This window comes from Paenibacillus apiarius (assembly GCF_017052585.1).
Taxonomy (GTDB): domain Bacteria; phylum Bacillota; class Bacilli; order Paenibacillales; family Paenibacillaceae; genus Paenibacillus_B; species Paenibacillus_B apiarius.
The window spans coordinates 765,151-781,205 of sequence record NZ_JAFFHZ010000001.1 but is presented as its reverse complement, the minus strand read 5'-3'; the positions used below and the strand labels follow the sequence as shown (position 1 = coordinate 781,205).

14 protein-coding genes and 2 pseudogenes are annotated in these 16,055 nt (G+C 47.8%); 12 read left to right on the top strand and 4 right to left on the bottom strand.

From position 1 onward, the window contains the following. Positions 1-72 precede the first annotated feature (72 nt). The gene (locus JSQ80_RS03650) at positions 73-375 is read left to right on the top strand and encodes a YunC family protein (protein WP_087435244.1); all 303 of its coding nucleotides are present in this window, start codon (positions 73-75) and stop codon (positions 373-375) included. 197 nt (positions 376-572) lie between these two features. On the opposite strand, the gene mtnK is transcribed toward JSQ80_RS03650, so the two are convergent. Beyond that, positions 573-1,832: an S-methyl-5-thioribose kinase gene (gene mtnK / locus JSQ80_RS03645; protein ID WP_206094376.1), complete on the bottom strand. Its 1,260-nt coding sequence runs from the start codon at positions 1,830-1,832 to the stop codon at positions 573-575. Positions 1,833-2,152: 320 nt separating this feature from the next. Here mtnK and JSQ80_RS03640 point away from each other — a divergent pair, with 320 nt between their 5' ends. The 6 genes from JSQ80_RS03640 to sufB all read left to right on the top strand — a co-directional run bounded on the left by JSQ80_RS03640 (position 2,153) and on the right by sufB (position 8,214). Next, positions 2,153-2,641 carry a Dps family protein gene (locus tag JSQ80_RS03640; protein ID WP_087435242.1) on the top strand — a complete coding sequence of 163 codons (489 nt, stop codon included), beginning with the start codon at positions 2,153-2,155 and terminating at the stop codon, positions 2,639-2,641. A gap of 360 nt (positions 2,642-3,001) precedes the next feature. Beyond that, positions 3,002-3,784 (top strand): Fe-S cluster assembly ATPase SufC, encoded by a 783-nt coding sequence (sufC, locus tag JSQ80_RS03635; RefSeq protein WP_206094375.1) that lies wholly within the window; start codon positions 3,002-3,004, stop codon positions 3,782-3,784. A gap of 40 nt (positions 3,785-3,824) precedes the next feature. Beyond that, the gene (gene sufD, locus JSQ80_RS03630) at positions 3,825-5,138 is read left to right on the top strand and encodes a Fe-S cluster assembly protein SufD (protein ID WP_206094374.1); all 1,314 of its coding nucleotides are present in this window, start codon (positions 3,825-3,827) and stop codon (positions 5,136-5,138) included. Further along, a complete protein-coding gene (locus JSQ80_RS03625; protein ID WP_087435239.1) occupies positions 5,135-6,361 on the top strand; it encodes a cysteine desulfurase in 1,227 nt (408 codons plus the stop codon). The genes sufD and JSQ80_RS03625 overlap by 4 nt, the downstream gene beginning before the upstream one ends. After that, the gene (sufU, locus tag JSQ80_RS03620; protein WP_206094373.1) at positions 6,348-6,770 is read left to right on the top strand and encodes a Fe-S cluster assembly sulfur transfer protein SufU; all 423 of its coding nucleotides are present in this window, start codon (positions 6,348-6,350) and stop codon (positions 6,768-6,770) included. The genes JSQ80_RS03625 and sufU overlap by 14 nt, the downstream gene beginning before the upstream one ends. A 46-nt stretch (positions 6,771-6,816) precedes the next feature. After that, the gene (gene sufB / locus JSQ80_RS03615) at positions 6,817-8,214 is read left to right on the top strand and encodes a Fe-S cluster assembly protein SufB (RefSeq protein WP_087435237.1); all 1,398 of its coding nucleotides are present in this window, start codon (positions 6,817-6,819) and stop codon (positions 8,212-8,214) included. A gap of 333 nt (positions 8,215-8,547) precedes the next feature. Here sufB and JSQ80_RS03610 read toward each other — a convergent pair whose 3' ends face one another. Both JSQ80_RS03610 and JSQ80_RS03605 read right to left on the bottom strand, forming a co-directional pair. Further along, complete coding sequence (locus JSQ80_RS03610; protein ID WP_206094372.1) at positions 8,548-8,997, bottom strand: hypothetical protein; 450 nt, start codon at positions 8,995-8,997, stop codon at positions 8,548-8,550. 8 nt (positions 8,998-9,005) lie between these two features. Then, on the bottom strand, positions 9,006-9,821 hold the full coding sequence (locus JSQ80_RS03605; RefSeq protein WP_206094371.1) for a polymorphic toxin-type HINT domain-containing protein: 816 nt from the start codon (positions 9,819-9,821) through the stop codon (positions 9,006-9,008). 284 nt (positions 9,822-10,105) lie between these two features. Here JSQ80_RS03605 and JSQ80_RS29925 point away from each other — a divergent pair. The 4 genes and pseudogenes from JSQ80_RS29925 to JSQ80_RS03585 all read left to right on the top strand — a co-directional run. Then, positions 10,106-10,207 (top strand): annotated as a pseudogene (locus JSQ80_RS29925) (stalk domain-containing protein); the annotation flags it as partial. Between the two features lie 1,126 nt (positions 10,208-11,333). Further along, positions 11,334-11,513 (top strand): annotated as a pseudogene (locus JSQ80_RS03595) (DUF4183 domain-containing protein); the annotation flags it as partial. A 445-nt stretch (positions 11,514-11,958) separates the two neighbouring features. After that, on the top strand, positions 11,959-12,174 hold the full coding sequence (locus JSQ80_RS29690) for a DUF4183 domain-containing protein (protein WP_336245702.1): 216 nt from the start codon (positions 11,959-11,961) through the stop codon (positions 12,172-12,174). A gap of 206 nt (positions 12,175-12,380) precedes the next feature. After that, complete coding sequence (locus tag JSQ80_RS03585; RefSeq protein WP_206094369.1) at positions 12,381-13,208, top strand: polysaccharide deacetylase family protein; 828 nt, start codon at positions 12,381-12,383, stop codon at positions 13,206-13,208. Positions 13,209-13,235: 27 nt separating this feature from the next. Here the strand turns inward: JSQ80_RS03585 and JSQ80_RS03580 are convergent, their stop codons facing one another. Beyond that, positions 13,236-14,333 (bottom strand): HD-GYP domain-containing protein, encoded by a 1,098-nt coding sequence (locus JSQ80_RS03580; protein WP_336245701.1) that lies wholly within the window; start codon positions 14,331-14,333, stop codon positions 13,236-13,238. Positions 14,334-14,535: 202 nt separating this feature from the next. Here JSQ80_RS03580 and JSQ80_RS03575 point away from each other — a divergent pair, with 202 nt between their 5' ends. Further along, positions 14,536-16,035 carry a bifunctional metallophosphatase/5'-nucleotidase gene (locus JSQ80_RS03575; protein ID WP_206094367.1) on the top strand — a complete coding sequence of 500 codons (1,500 nt, stop codon included), beginning with the start codon at positions 14,536-14,538 and terminating at the stop codon, positions 16,033-16,035. The last annotated feature ends 20 nt before the right edge of the window (positions 16,036-16,055 follow it).

Below are 16,055 nucleotides of genomic sequence, written 5' to 3'. Positions count from 1 at the left end.
TATGAGGCAAAAAGGCTGCTGCTGCATAACATATAGTGCATTATCTTTCAACGTAAAAAAGGAGGTAGTTCATTGATACGTTTGCTGCCGATGACGATTGAAGACCATACCGTTCTCGGAGTGGAAGTGGAACTTCCCAAGACAACCTTGTTAGCGATAACGACAAGCAAAGGGTACATCATGTGCGGAGCGCTTGATGTAGGTTTATTGAACGCGAAGCTGAAAGATCGCGGCATTATTGCCGGCCGCGCCGTCGGAGTCCGCACGCTGGAGCAGCTGATGGATGCCCCGCTTGAATCGGTAACGCATGAAGCTGAAGGGCTAGGCATTCTTCCCGGAATGAAAGGCAGTGATGCTTTGCTGCGCATGATCTGACATGAACGGATGCTTGTGTCGGTGAATGGAAGAAAACAATCAAGCAGGCGGAACGGCCCCTTTCAGAGATGCGAAGCTCCGCCTTATGTAGGAACTGACGCTCATTATATTCAATCCCATTACCGACACGAGCTGAACGAAGCGCTTTGCCTCCATCTGACCATTGTCTTGAAATGACCGCCTGACGTGACGATGCGTCATTTACGCGCGCCCCCCCAAACTGCGATGCCGTGTTCACAAGCCTTAATTACTTCAGCGATAGACTGAACGCGGCGATTCATGCTCACCAGCTTTTTTCCAATAAAGAGGGCTGAGCGTTGAGCGCGTTCCTTGACCGCGGAATCCGGTATGCTGTCGATATCGGCAACGTGAGCAAGCCCCACGATACGGCGAATCATTTTGCATCCAGCGTAGCCGACTGAGTCTTGAAGCACCCGTATCAGATAAATGTCTTGATACCCGTCAGTCCGTGCCATTCGGTCTATTCCATGATTATCCCATAGTGACCGGAATCGCGCCTCGAACCGGTTCCAAATATCACGCACCATTTGCAGCAAGGCGGTTCGATATTGGCGGCGCGCTTCTTCATCTGCACTCCAATGCTCCTGAGATATCGCGTTCAAGATCAGATTGGCGATGACGGCCCCGATATCGAAGCCCATTGGCCCGTAATACGCGAACTCCGGATCAATGACTTTCGTGGATACAGGCGTTACGAAAATGCTGCCGGTATGCAAATCCCCGTGCAACAGCGCTTGAGCCTGTGTAAGGAATTTTTCCCGCAGCAGCATCACTTCCAGCTGCAGACCACGATCCTCCCCCAGCTTCTTCAGCTCGTCTTCAATCGCTTCATCACAATTATTGTTCGGCGATGCAGTGTACGGATCGTCAAAGATGAGATCTTCCGTAATTTTGCACAATTCAGGATTGATATACCGTTCCACATTTCGTTTCTTCTCCTGCTGGTCAAGACCGAGATCGGAGCTGAAGAACAGTGTCTTCGCCAAAAATTCAGCAATATGTTCGGCAAAGAGAGGATAGTGATTGCGTTGCATCAACCCTGTGCGCATAATCGCATGATCGCTTAAATCCTCCATCACCGTCAAAGCGAGGTCTGGATCGTACAAATATACTTTGGGCACCAAATGGGGCACAAGTTCCCCTTGGGCGATAAGCGCTTGGCTTTCGATGCGGGCGCGCTCCAACGTTAACGGCCATGACTCTCCCACCACTTTTGCATAAGGGAGCGCTTGCTTGATAATAATACGTCGTGGAGACAGAGCCGAATCGGTCGTATCTTCAGTCGTTTGATATACGCGAAACACTAAATTTAAATTGCCGTCTCCGATTTCCTCACATCGCAGGGAGGCTGCTGGGGAGAAGACTCCTTCAACACTGCGTGCCAACTGAATGGCATCTTCCAAATGCAAAGGACGGTAAGCTGTGGATTTCGTCATAGTGGACAAGCACCTCCCGGGATACAATAATCCTGAATCATGAACAATCATGTTCCTTGCCGAATTCTGTTTCGAATTAGTATATAGGATTTTATTGCCTATTGAAACAATAATTTTTGAAGGAACTTTTTAGGAGCGCAATGATTCAAAAAGGCGAAAAAATGGGTACATAATCAGTAGGCAAGGCTGGTAAATGCACTAAGGCAAACAAAGGAAAAAATTACAAATCGAAAGAATCTGACAATGTCTTGTTAAAAACTAATTATTATATTAGAATAATTCTTAACAAGAAATAATTAAATTTCAGGAGGAGTAATATAATGGCCAACCAACACAATGCGCAACTCCAAAACCTTTTGAACCAGCAAGTAGCGAACTTGAATGTTATGTATGTGAAACTCCATAATTATCACTGGTTTGTAAAAGGGCATCTGTTCTTCAATCTGCATGAGAAATTTGAAGAATTATATAACGAAATTACAGAGAAGATGGATGAAGTGGCTGAACGCTTGCTTACCATCGGCGGGAAGCCATATGCGACGCTGAAAGAATATACCCAGCACACAACCCTGCAAGAAGGAGCCGGAAACGAAACATCCGAAGAGATGGTGAAGCAATTGATTAAAGACTTCAACCAATTGATTAAGGAGTTCGGCGAAGCTCAGGAAGAAGCCCAAAAAGCGGGCGACGAAGTGTCCAACGACTTGTTCATCGGCATGCAGGGCGACCTGGCAAAACACGTATGGATGCTGAGCGCATATATTGGAGAAGAATCCAAGGCCGCGCATCTTAAAGCGGTGCAGAACTGAATGAAGGAACATGACAACCGTATTTGACACACTTGCGGCTTAGCCTTTGGGCTGCATATACGACAAGCGCATCCTGCAGAGGATGCGCTTTTTAGCGGGTATGAGTAGCATAAATTTAAAATTTAAAATATTTACGGGTGAGAAAAGTCGAAAAAAGGTGAATAGGACAGGGGTTCTCAGGGCCGTTGGTTGATTTATACAAATCATTGTTCTAAAATTATATTGAGAATCAATGATAATCATTTTATAATGATTATAAAATAATATTTTTTATAGAGAAAAGATTCATCTCCCGCGATCAATCTTTCTTTACAGTATACATGCTTATCACAAAACCATCAATCTGGAGGTAACACACACATGGCAACTCAATTCGTCATTAATGGTTTGAAGGCAACCATTGAAGGTAAAGAAATCTTGAAAGGCATCGATCTGGAAATGAAGGGCGGCGAAATTCACGCTATCATGGGTCCGAACGGTACGGGGAAGAGTACGCTCGCTTCCGCGCTTATGGGCCATCCAAAATATGAAGTGACCGAAGGCAGCGTAACGATCAACGGCGAGGATCTGCTTGAAATGGAAGTGGATGAGCGCGCGCGCGCGGGACTGTTCCTTGCGATGCAATATCCAAGTGAAATCGCCGGCGTTACGAACTCCGATTTCATGCGAAGCGCCATTAACGCCCGCCGCGGAGAAGGCAACGAGATCTCCCTTATCAAGTTCATTCGCCAAATGGAAAGCAAAATGAAAGAACTTGAAATGAATGAAGAATTCGCTCATCGCTATTTGAATGAAGGTTTCTCCGGCGGCGAGAAGAAGCGTAACGAAATTTTGCAAATGATGATGCTGGAACCGAAGATCGTCGTCTTGGACGAAATCGACTCCGGTCTCGACATCGACGCGCTGAGAATCGTGGCGAACGGTGTCAACGCCATGCGCAGCGAAGACCGCGGATTCCTCATCATTACTCACTATCAGCGGTTGCTGAACTACGTCAAGCCAGACTTCGTTCACGTCATGATGCAAGGGCGCATCGTGAAATCCGGCGGTCCAGAGCTTGCAGAGCGTCTGGAAGCGGAAGGATACGATTGGGTCAAAGAAGAATTGGGCATTACCGATGAGACGGTAGGACAAGACGCTTAAAATCAGCAATCGACAGATAGACAGGAGGAGCGATAGACCGATGAGCACGCAAACGATACTGCCAGTGGACCGTGAAACGGTCGCTGCCCTCTCCAGCCGCAAGAACGAACCCGCTTGGTTGGCGGAATTCCGCTTGCAAGCACTGGAGAAAGCAGCGACACTGGATTACCCTAAATTAGAAAAAACAAAAATAGAACGCTGGAATTTAGATTCATATGGGACGCATGCGGACGCTGCAGAAGCGAAAAGCTTTGCCGATGTGCCGGCTGAAGCGCGCGGCTTTTTGAACGAAGACGGCGCGCAAGATATGGACAACGTGCTGGTGCAGCACAATTCCGGAGTCGTGTATCGCCGCTTGAATGCGGAATTGGCGGCTAAGGGAATTATTTTTACCGATTTGGAAACGGCTGTCCGCGAGCACGAAGCGCTGGTGAAGCCTTACCTGATGCAAGCGCTCAAGGCGGATGAGCACCGCATGGCGGCGCTTCATGCCGCGCTGTGGAACGGCGGCGCATTCCTGTACGTTCCGAAGAACGTCGAGGTGGATATTCCGCTGCAGGCGTTATTCTACACGGACAATGCGCAAGCGACCTTCGCGCCTCACGTGCTGATTGTCGCGGAAGCGAACAGCCGCGTGTCGTACATGGACAACTACGTCTCCGGACAGCTGCAAGCGCCGATCGTTCATAACGGCGTCGTTGAAGTGTTCGTCAAGCCAGGCGCGAAGGTTACGTATGCATCGATTCACCATCTGGGCGAGCAGGCGACAGACGTTACGTTCCGCCGCGCTGTCGTCGAGAATGACGGCCGCATTGAATGGATCGTCGGCGAGATGCATAACGGCAACGCCGCTTCGGAAACGAATTCCATTCTTGAAGGAAATGGTTCGACTTCCGATGCTAAAATCATATGTGTAGGTAATGGAGAGCAGAAGCTCAATATTACGACCAAAGCGGTTCACGTCGGCAAGAGCTCGGATAGCCAGATGATTACGCGCGCAGTGATGCGGGAATCGGCTTCCTCGATTATTAACGGCATTACGAAAATCGAGAAGGGTGCGACGAAGGCGAACGGAGAGCAAACGGAGCGCGTGCTCATGTTGAGTCCGAAGGCTCGCGGGGATGCGAACCCGATTCTTCTCATCGACGAGGACGATGTCACGGCGGGCCACGCAGCATCTGCCGGACAGGTGAATCAAGAGCAAGTATTTTATATGATGTCGCGCGGCATATCCCGTGGGGACGCGGAGAACCTTATCATTCGCGGGTTCTTGGCGCCAGTCGTCGCGGAGGTGCCGAACGAGTACTTGCAACAGCTGTTAAAGAGCTACATCGAAAGGAAGCTGGGACAATGATTGGACGCGAGCTTCGTGAGCAATTTCCGATTCTGAATCAGGAAGTGAATGGACATCCGTTGGTGTATTTGGACAATGCGGCGACTTCACAGAAGCCGAGGTCCGTTATTGATGCCGTAAAGAGGTATTACGAGTGGGATAATTCCAACGTACACCGCGGTGTGCACACGCTCGGCTCCCGGGCCACGGACGCTTACGAAGGCGCGCGGGAGAAAGTAGCCCGCTTCATCAATGCCAAGCGCGCCGAGGAGATTGTGTTCACACGCGGCACAACGACGGCCATTAATCTGGTGGCGGCTTCATATGGACGTGCGGTATGCCAAGAAGGGGACGAGATTGTGCTTACCCCGATGGAACATCACAGCAATCTCATTCCGTGGCAGCAGGTCGCAAAAGCGACCGGAGCCACGTTAAAATATATTCCTCTGCAAGAGGATGGAACGATTTCGCTCGCTGACGTGGAAAAGACGATTACGGACCGGACGAAGATTGTCTCGGTGATGTACGTCTCGAATGTGCTCGGACTCGTTAACCCGGTCAAGGAGATCGCCGAGATTGCGCACCGGCATGGAGCCGTCATAGTGGTTGACGGTGCGCAGAGCACGCCGCATATGCGTATCGACGTGCAGAATTTGGATTGTGATTTCTACACGTTATCCGGTCACAAGATGTGCGCTCCCACGGGAATCGGGGCACTCTATGGCAGAAAAGAGCTTTTGAATGCTATGGAGCCGATTGAATTCGGCGGCGAAATGATCGACTTCGTCGATTTGTACGAATCGACCTGGAAGGATGCGCCTTGGCGCTTCGAAGGCGGCACGCCGATTATTGCGGGTGCAGTCGGACTTGCGGCGGCCATCGACTTCTTGGAGGAAGTCGGTCTGGATAACATTCAGCAGCATGAGCACCAGCTTGCTGGCTTAGCCGTTGCCAAGCTGGGCGCGATCGAGGGGTTGACTATATACGGTCCTCATCAGGGGCGTGTCGGACTAGTCACGTTCAACCTCGATGACATTCATCCGCACGATGTCGCCACCGTGCTCGATGCCAAGGGAATTGCCGTCCGTGCCGGACATCACTGCTGCCAGCCGCTGATGCGTTGGCTGAATGTCAGCTCGACGGCTCGCGCAAGCTTCTATCTGTACAACACGGAAGAAGACATCGACCGATTGGCGCAAGCGTTGCGGGAGACAAAGGAGTATTTCAGCGATGCAATTGGATGATTTGTACCGCCGCGTCATCATGGATCATTACAAGAAACCACGTAATCGCGGTACGTTCGACGCCGACGTCGTAACCATTGATTTGAACAACCCGACTTGCGGCGATCGTATCTCGCTTCAGCTGCAGGTGAACGATGGAATCGTAGAAGCGGCCCGCTATACCGGAGAAGGCTGCTCCATCAGCATGTCGAGCGCCTCGATGATGACCGAAGCGGTAAAAGGCAGAACGCTGGAGCAGGCGTTGGAATTGGCTGATCGGTTCTCCGCCATGGTGAAGGGCGAGGACGTTACGTTTGAGGAATATGAAGATATCGAAGCTTTGTCTGGCGTATGCAAGTTCCCGGCCCGCATCAAATGTGCGACGCTGGCTTGGAACGCGCTGCGCAAAGGAATTGAAGAGCCGAGCTAGCTCGGCTTAGCAAGTGCGGGAAACCGTACGGAGGAGGTTTACTACAATGGCGAAGAAAATGCCTGAAATGGAAGAGTATAAATATGGCTTCCGCGACAACCACCAAGCGGTCTTCCAATCCGGTAAGGGCCTGACGCCGGAAATCGTCAAAGAGATTTCCGGCATCAAGGAAGAGAATGACTGGATGCTCGATTTCCGCATGAAATCGCTGGAGCAATTCAACAAAATGTCAATTCCGCGTTGGGGCGGCGACTTGGATGAGCTGGACTTCAACGATATTCAATACTATGTTCGACCTTCCGAGAAGCAAGGGAAGACATGGGAAGAGGTTCCGGCTGAAATCAAGGAAACGTTCGACAAGCTCGGCATTCCGGAAGCGGAACAGAAATTTCTGGCCGGCGTATCGGCTCAGTATGAGTCTGAAGTCGTCTATCACAGCATGCAAAAAGATCTCGAAGATCAAGGCGTTATCTTCATGGATACCGATTCCGCGCTGCGCGAGCACCCGGAGCTGTTCCGTGAATATTTCGGGACAGTCGTTCCCCCGTCAGACAACAAGTTCGCTGCATTGAATAGTGCCGTCTGGTCTGGAGGCAGCTTCATTTACGTACCGAAGGGTGTCAAATGCGAAATTCCGCTGCAGGCATACTTCCGTATTAACTCGGAGAACATGGGGCAGTTCGAACGCACGCTCATCATCGCTGACGAAGACAGCTTCGTGCATTATGTCGAGGGCTGTACGGCTCCGATCTACAGCACGAACTCGCTGCATAGCGCAGTCGTGGAAATTATCGTGAAGAAGAACGCGCGCGTTCGATATACGACGATCCAGAACTGGGCGCCGAACATCTATAATTTGGTTACAAAGCGTGCGGTCTGCGAAGAGAACGCGAACATGGAATGGGTAGACGGCAACATCGGCTCCAAGCTGACGATGAAGTATCCTGCCGTTATCTTGAAAGGACGCGGCGCCAAAGGCTCCGTATTGTCCATCGCTGTTGCAGGCAAAGGTCAGCACCAAGATGCGGGCGCGAAGATGATTCACTTGGCTCCGGATACGACATCGACAATTATCTCGAAGTCCATTTCCAAGCATGGGGGCAAAGTTACGTACCGTGGTCTTGCATCATTCGGCCGGGATTCCGATGGAGCGAAGTCGAACGTCAAGTGCGATACGCTCATCTTGGATAACGAGTCGACATCGGATACGATCCCGTACAACGAGATCCGCAACGACAATATTCAGTTGGAGCATGAGGCGACGGTATCGAAAGTGTCCGAAGACCAATTGTTCTATCTGATGAGCCGTGGATTGACTGAAGATGAAGCCACGCAAATGATTGTCATGGGCTTTATTGAACCGTTCACGAAGGAATTGCCGATGGAATACGCGGTTGAAATGAACCGGCTTATTAAGTTCGAGATGGAAGGCAGTATTGGTTAAATCGCTTCAAACGTTGTTGCACCAACGCTTGTAAGCTGTTTATAAAGTTAAGATTCAGGCACGTGCCAACTTTGTGCCCACTCGGTTTGTTTTTTAGTGTAGGAGGCGAATTTATCAAGTTCGTCTCCTTCTATTTTTTCTGTTGTATCAAGATATGTGTCAGTGGTGATTTTTTCCTAGTGCTTTCACGAACAGTGGCTGGGGCTGAGTCTGCTCCCTTTTGGACGACAAGAGCCGCGGGATTATTCCTGCGGCTCTGTTGGCGCGTGTATTCATATCTCTTAAAAACAAAATCTTGAAAGGCACGGAGCCAGTCTCTAGGTCAAGGCCATTTTACTGACAGAATGGCAAGAAAGCCAACTTTAATTTTTCTTCTACTTTCGATTCTAGCCCATAAACCTCAAAATAAGATGTATCAAAAGCACGAATCTCCACTAGAGCTTGTTCATGTTGAAGTCCTTCCTTTTCTTCAGTCGTTGGCAGGTGCTCTAAATTCCATTCGGCAACTTCTCCTTTTATTGCTATAAATACACCGGAAAGAAATTGGTCCACCATTTTTGATTCATTAATCAAGCACTCAGTACTGTCAATCCTACAAAATGGTGACTTAAAAAATTCTTCTGAATGATGAGTGTTACAATCTACATCAAAAACATACCAATTGCATGCTTTTGTTTCTTCATATATAGCAGATAGAATTTCTGCAAGTTGTTCTCCAAGACATGAAAATTGTTGAGTTTCTTCCGTTTTTACAATCCTTAAGACAAATTCCGTTTTTTTCATTTTTCACCTCACCACTGAAACGGAGTAGGACCACCTCGTTGTTTTGTTCCACCCGTTGAATTGGGTACATAATGATGGTCATGTGGATTTGTATGGTTTTTTCTACCGTGATTTGTCCAATCTGTGTCCTTGATATAATCCCCATTTTTTCCGAATTCTCTTGTTTGACGATAACTTCCGTTTCTTCCTTGTTTTTCGCCGATTTGAGTATGGGGATTCTGAGTATCTGGTTTCGGAGTTCCATTTTCATATCTTGGTAACTCTCTATTAACCTTATACTGACCTCCGCCTGTAGGGGCCCTCATGATTGGTTTGGCGCCCGCTCCGCAATTATGTGTCCATATTTCCAACTCCGTTACGAAATAGTTATGTACTCCTTCGACACGGAAGTTATATACGGATGTCTTAACATTCTTGATTTTAATACGATCAATCGGATACAGTTTGCCTTCTGGATTCTGAAGCAGGTCTCCCACCTTCAAATACCGTGCTTCCACCCAACCTTGGCCGGGCACCCAGAACGGATGCTCTTCCGTTGTCGTTATCGTCATTCCTTTGACGGTAATCTGATACGTCTCAGCGGCCTGTCTCTGATATAACTCAATAACCGTATTATATCCTGTTTTTCCTGTTAGTTCATCCTTCGTTAGAACAAAATCACCAATGCGGATTTGTTCTATAGGCTTGAATCCTGTCTTCGTTTGTACCGGCGTGCCGGCAGAGAAGCAATGCAAATTGCAATTAGCGATGGATTGAGCAGAAGCAAGAGGAATACTGGTGAATGAAAGGATAAAAAATAACATCAAAGCAATTAATTTTTTCATGTTCTTCTCCTTCTCATAAAAGAAATTTAACCGGATACTGCGTTCATGATTAGTTACGGAATGTTGTCGTCCATGAACTTCATGTCCATGCTCCGGTTGAGATCAAGCAAACAGACAATAATCATTTCTTTCCCCCCTTATCTCGTCATACAGCAAAATTTTCTATTATATGGGCTGGATGACGGATGGAATATGTTTTGTAAAAAAATGACGTTTTTGAGTATAACAAAAATGGTGATTTATGTATTTAAAGTTTTGTAATAATTACCTAAAACGGCTACGTATTCGCGCCGGTCCGGACGGTCGGGGAAGCACTCGGTGCTAAAATCGGATGGGACGGAAAAACGTCCCAAATAAAACATTCTGTTTCATTAGAGTTTTATTGATGCAAACCAACAGCATTGAAAATAAATCTGTGAGTAATTAGAAAAACCGCAGGACAAATCCCACGGCTCTTTTTCTTCTATATTCTTCTGCGATATTGCCTCTTCGATATCCTCACTAATGAAAACAAATATGATATATCTTATATTTCCATTATTAGTACAAGCAATTCATTATCCTTCAGCATCTTAAATGGTATGGAGGAGGTGAATCCAATGGCAAAAGCTAAACGTTTAATTAAGCAGATATATGATTCCCCACGTCATAGATGTCATATAGAGCTTGTTGGTATGGTGATCACTGGGATCTGTGTGAGCACTGTAGAGTGAGAAATAACACTTCCCGTAAAAGCAGCGTGAAAAAGAAACCTTGCAATTGCGGTGGCGGCAAACGTAAATAATTTTTAGATAAAACGATCTAAATTTATATGTTACTTTTATACGAAATAAAAGAGCCGTTGGAAAGGCACTAGCTTTAGATGAGCGTGAAAAGTAAATTAGTAAAGCCCCGGATTACTCCGGGGCAGGTAATGGTGGACGAGAATATGTTTGTGTCTTCGACACGAAAAAAATCGTGAAACACTTAAAAAGCGAAATCTAATCGACTCCTAACGGTTTAGGGCGTGCCGATTTCGTGCCGATTCAAATTAATAAAGAATGAAACATTTTGAAAGTCAAAACGCGAAAAACCGCGTTATATCAACGATTTGTACACCAGAAAAAACACTTTGAAAACCTCCACTATTTAAGTTCGAGATGGAAGGCAGTATCGGTTAAGCCTTAGGGATAAACCATAATCTTTTTGTAGCATGTAAATACGTGTCCGCTGTGACTTTCACGCTTGCGTGCCCAAGTCGCTCGGACACGTATTTTATTTATTATACGGAATGCGGAATTAGAGTAGCGTAGTGTATTCTGGTACAACTCAAGAACAATTCAAACATCGGTGGAACAACATGAAGCCAGTTATCCTTGAAAGGGAATCCAAATCATCTTGTAATTAGAATCTTTCTACCATGCAAAATATAGTGAATCTCTTAAAGTGTTTGCATTTGATATAATATGCAATTCGTCAGATAAGTTTAATTTGATGAGTTGTAATTAAATATTGAATTGGAGATGTTATGATATGCCAATTGTTATACCGTTTATTGCGGGCAGAAGATTTGCATCCACTATAGGTGCCGGTACCGGAACCGGGGCCACATTTGCGATTGCAGCTACAGCATGTACAGATGACACAGGTGCGGCTGCAACTGCATTTCCTGCCTCACCAGCCTATTACAATCTTTATATTAATAGTGTGGTAATCGTTTTGAAATTATTGCCGGAATAGCTGTGGCATCCCCATGATTGTTGAATTACTGTGGAATTAATGTTGGACAAGGGCTGCGCTAGAGATAGGCTAATAACTCTAGTGTCATCCCTTTTTGTGTATAAACGTCTATTCCTGTATACAGGCGGGAACAGATGAACGCGCATAGCCTGAAGTGATATGAGAAATTGATTTGAACAATAAACAATTTAGGAGATGAATCTTAAGGTGAGTGAAGTAAGCAATGTGATTCGGATTGCGGCGAGACCGTGGGATCGCAATCAAAAGTTTCAGTTATGTTGAAACGCCTTCCACACTGCCATGCAATTCAATTTTCCCTCCGCCGGATTGCTCCGTCATCTTCCCCGTCTCTCCGCCTCCGCCGCCGACCGGGGTTCTTAGGGTCGAAACCTTCCAATACATTACGGTTTCAGATGGCGTGAATAATACTTACTCGAATCAGGATGAGCTGACTGAATTCGGGAGCTCAGGTATACTGAATCCGGCCGCTGTATCTTACATGAATCTATTTATAAACGGCATATTACAGCCAATTATTGTGTATAAAGTATCCGAAGGAGTCTTCACGATAGATGAAGTTCCGGAAAAAGACGTTCCCATCACTCTTCAATTTATTAGAATTCTCTTCAATTAGATAAAAGTAACGGAAGGCTCCATCGGATCATATGCCATACATGATAACGCCTTGTTCCCTGCGAGGAAGAGGGCGTTATTCGATCGAACCGGGTTTTGAAGAATGACACTTCTCTTGCATGGTCACACTAATGGGCATATGTAATCGGATTGCAAAAGCTCATAGATGCATACCCATTTAATTCATGTACGGATGGAGGAGAGGTTATGAGTCGTTCACCTCGACACGGGAAGAACAAACGCTGGCAGCGTACCTTATGTGCAACGGCGGCGATGCTGCTCATGTTATCGTATATGGGATCGCCTGTAGATGCGCGGATGGAGAGTCCAACTGGACTGCGAACGATGACAGAGCTGCAAGAGCCGGCTCGCAAAGATCGTTCGTATTATGAACAAAGAGGAGATATCGTATGGGAAGTGCCTTCTGCAGGCAAGCGGATCGCCCTTACCTTCGATGACGGGCCCGATCCGAAGAATACGCCGAAAATATTGGAGCTGCTTAAGCAGTATGATGCGAAGGCAACGTTTTTCCTTGTAGGACGGCGCGTAGAAAAGCATCCGCAATTAGTAAAACACACCGTATCCGAGGGACATGAAATCGGCAACCATTCCTATCACCACAAATATCTTCGCCGCGGGACGTCACCGGCCGTAATAAAAGACGAGATTATCCGGGCACATCGCGTCATAGAGGAAGTGTCCGGGATTGAGCCGCGATTGTACAGACCGCCGGGCGGATACTACAATGAAAACTTGGTGAAGGTTGCTCAGGCTAATGACTATCGGGTTGTGATGTGGTCATGGCATCAGGATACGAAGGATTGGAGCTCTCCAGGCGTCCACCGTATTGTGAACAAAGTGTTGGATCATGCAAGAAACGGCGATATCGTGCTCATGCACGATTTTAACGATCGGAGCTCCCAGACGGTCGAAGCGTTGAAAGAGATTTTGCCGGAATTAAAAAAACGCGGCTATTCCTTTGTCACCGTCTCGGAGCTCATGACGCATCGCGTAAAAGCGCACACGAACCACTAGCATGAATTCAAATGGTTCTATACTTGCTTAAACGTATACCTGTTCAATGCAAAGTTCTCTCGTCAACGATAAATCGATAAACTGATCATCGATTTGCACGAGCGGGCGGAAAAATTCCGTCTGATGCGTCATGACGATAAGTCCCGTACGGCCGTCGCTGAGTCGAGCCTGCTTATGTATAAAGTTCGGCAGCATGTTACGGATAAACGTATGCGTAATCGTCGGATCCAGTCCGCTGAAGCTCATATGATACAGTTCTTTCAGCACGGTGAACAAATCCTGTTTTTTGCGGTAGCTTCGGTTCGAGGTCATCGCGCTATATATATCTACAATGGCAACGATTCGCGAGACCGGATGAATGTTCTCATCCATGAGCCCATAGGGATATCCGGAGCCGTCGAGCCGCTCATGGTGCTGCAGGGCGGCCAATGAGAGCCATTCATCCTCATATGATTGCCGAATGATCTCGTAACCGGCTATGGTATGGCGCTTCATCGCTTCGAATTCTTCAGCGGTCAAGCGCCCCGGCTTATTTAATATGGCGCTGTCTATGTGGGCTTTCCCGATGTCGTGCAGGAAGCCTGCTTTGCATATCCGCAGCGCATCCTCCTCGTCATAATGAAGCCACTTGGCTAGGTAAAAGGCCAGCATGCCGACCTGTACGGAATGCTGACATGTATAGTCATCCTGAGAATCGAGCATCAGCAGCAGCGATACGACGTCGCGCTCGTTCTCGATTTGTTGAATGACCGGCACTATCGTCTGCTCCACTTCCTTGTCCTTCACAAAGCCATGAGCGACTGCATCGGAGAAAAGAGTCTCGACGCCAGATAGAGCCTCTTTGTAATAATGGAGCATCGATGGTCTGGAATGAGATGTTTGGTCCGGCATATCCGAATGGCTATCCTCATCCAATCCTTTATCCATCACGGAAGTAAGCGGTATCATAAATGTGTTGTCTTCACGAGTTTCAATATCAATCATATCCATATGGTGTCTTAGGAACAAAGCAATATCCCGTTCTTTGATGGCCGTGCCTGCGGATAGGACTAGGAGACCATGATGGTTGAAAATATCCTTCGATAATCTATCCCCATCTCTTATTTGCGTAACATGAACCCGCACGTTGTATTTCACCATCCTAGTTAAATTGGACTACATGTATGATTTATCATATCAACTTCGGCAAATTGTGACAACAACATTTTCCAAATAAACTGAAATTTTGCGGTGATGAATCTTCCTTCAAGCTCGTATAGATATAGAGGCGAGTTTGTCTCCCCACTCTTCTGACGCAGGGCGATAGTCAAGCGATGAGCTTCATGCTATGCTTGATGATGTTTATCAGCCATGGATTGCGGGCGGAAAGGAAGGGATGAAGGTGCTGCATGCGTTAGAATGTGATTCGGACGATTCTATCATCTTATTGTATACGAATGATGTGCATAGCCACTGGGAAGGAGTTACCCGGTTAGCTGCGCTCATTCGCCATTACCGCGCCCGATTCGGGGAGCGGGTGGTGTTGTTGGATGGCGGCGATCATATGGACAGGGCGTTTTCGGAGACGGAAGGAACCTATGGAGCGGCAAATTTGAACCTTATGAATGCTTTGCGTTATGATGCCGGCGTTATCGGAAATAATGAAGGGTTAACCTTTGAACCCGAACGATTAGGCGGCGTATACCGGAAGTGGGGGCAGTGTCCGATGTTGGCGGCTAATGTGTTCGAACTGGACAGCGGAGCACGTCCGGACTGGCTTAGACCATGGATACGCCTTGAGCGGCACGGACACCGTATCGGTATTGTAGGCGTGACTGCATCGTATCCTGATTATTATAAGCTGCTGGGATGGGATGTAACCGACCCGCTAGATGCGGTTGCTGGCGCGGTTGCCGAATTGCGTCCTGCCGTCGATCTGCTTATCGTCGTTTCCCATTGCGGACTGCCTGTTGATGAGCGCATGGCAGAGCGAATCGATGGCATTGACCTCATACTGGGAGGGCATACGCATCACTTGCTGCAAGAAGGGAAGCGAATCAAGGATACGTGGCTGCTTGCGGCAGGAAAGCACGGCGACTATTTAGGCGTCATAGAGTATTGCCGCCGTGCAGGGAAAATACATATAAAGCCATATTGCATCCCGACGGCCGGGACGGAACCGGATAAGCTTATCGTCCAGGAGCTTGAGCGCTGGCGGCAAGAAGCGGCCCGGCATTTGTCCGCACCGGTGGCGGTTTTATCTGAGCCGCTTGCGGCACACCTCGCGAAGCCTTCTCCGTTGGGACAGCTTCTTGCCCAAGGACTTCGTTCCGCGGCTAAAGCGGACATCGGTATCGTCAATGCGGGCCAACTGCTCGGGCATATTCCGGCAGGGGAAGTTACGGAAGGCATGCTGCATGCGATATGCCCTTCTCCCATCAATCCGGTTCGGATGCAATTGAGAGGGGCCGCATTGCGCCAAGCCTTGCAGGAAAGCTTGAAGGACGAATGGATCCGCAAGGCGATTCGCGGATACGGATTTCGCGGAACAGAGCTTGGCACGTTATGTTTTGACGGGCTGCGGGTGGAGGTTATCGATTATGGTGACGAGACGGGAATCCGTTTATGGCGTGAAGACGGCCGGGAAATTTTAGACTTGGATGTGCTGTCGGTGGGGAGCATCGATATGTTCGTTTTCGGTGCTGGATATTTAAGCTTGAAGCAAGGGGAGAACATTCAGTTTTTGTTGCCGGATTTTTTACGCGATATATTAAAATCTCAACTTCAAAATGAACGGGAACTGGAACGCTGCCGTGACAGCAGATTCACATTGACTACCCTCGATTAGAGGGAAAGGAGTGGGCCCGA

Bases quoted from the DNA above. Each gene is read 5' to 3' on its own strand.
- mtnK (WP_206094376.1), bottom strand. From the start codon at position 1,832: ATGACGAAATCCACAGCTTACCGTCCTTTGCATTTGGAAGATGCCATT.
- JSQ80_RS03640 (WP_087435242.1), top strand. From the start codon at position 2,153: ATGGCCAACCAACACAATGCGCAACTCCAAAACCTTTTGAACCAGCAA.
- sufC (WP_206094375.1), top strand. From the start codon at position 3,002: ATGGCAACTCAATTCGTCATTAATGGTTTGAAGGCAACCATTGAAGGT.
- sufD (WP_206094374.1), top strand. From the start codon at position 3,825: ATGAGCACGCAAACGATACTGCCAGTGGACCGTGAAACGGTCGCTGCC.
- JSQ80_RS03625 (WP_087435239.1), top strand. From the start codon at position 5,135: ATGATTGGACGCGAGCTTCGTGAGCAATTTCCGATTCTGAATCAGGAA.
- sufU (WP_206094373.1), top strand. From the start codon at position 6,348: ATGCAATTGGATGATTTGTACCGCCGCGTCATCATGGATCATTACAAG.
- sufB (WP_087435237.1), top strand. From the start codon at position 6,817: ATGGCGAAGAAAATGCCTGAAATGGAAGAGTATAAATATGGCTTCCGC.
- JSQ80_RS03610 (WP_206094372.1), bottom strand. From the start codon at position 8,997: ATGAAAAAAACGGAATTTGTCTTAAGGATTGTAAAAACGGAAGAAACT.
- JSQ80_RS03605 (WP_206094371.1), bottom strand. From the start codon at position 9,821: ATGAAAAAATTAATTGCTTTGATGTTATTTTTTATCCTTTCATTCACC.
- JSQ80_RS03585 (WP_206094369.1), top strand. From the start codon at position 12,381: ATGAGTCGTTCACCTCGACACGGGAAGAACAAACGCTGGCAGCGTACC.
- JSQ80_RS03575 (WP_206094367.1), top strand. From the start codon at position 14,536: ATGCTTGATGATGTTTATCAGCCATGGATTGCGGGCGGAAAGGAAGGG.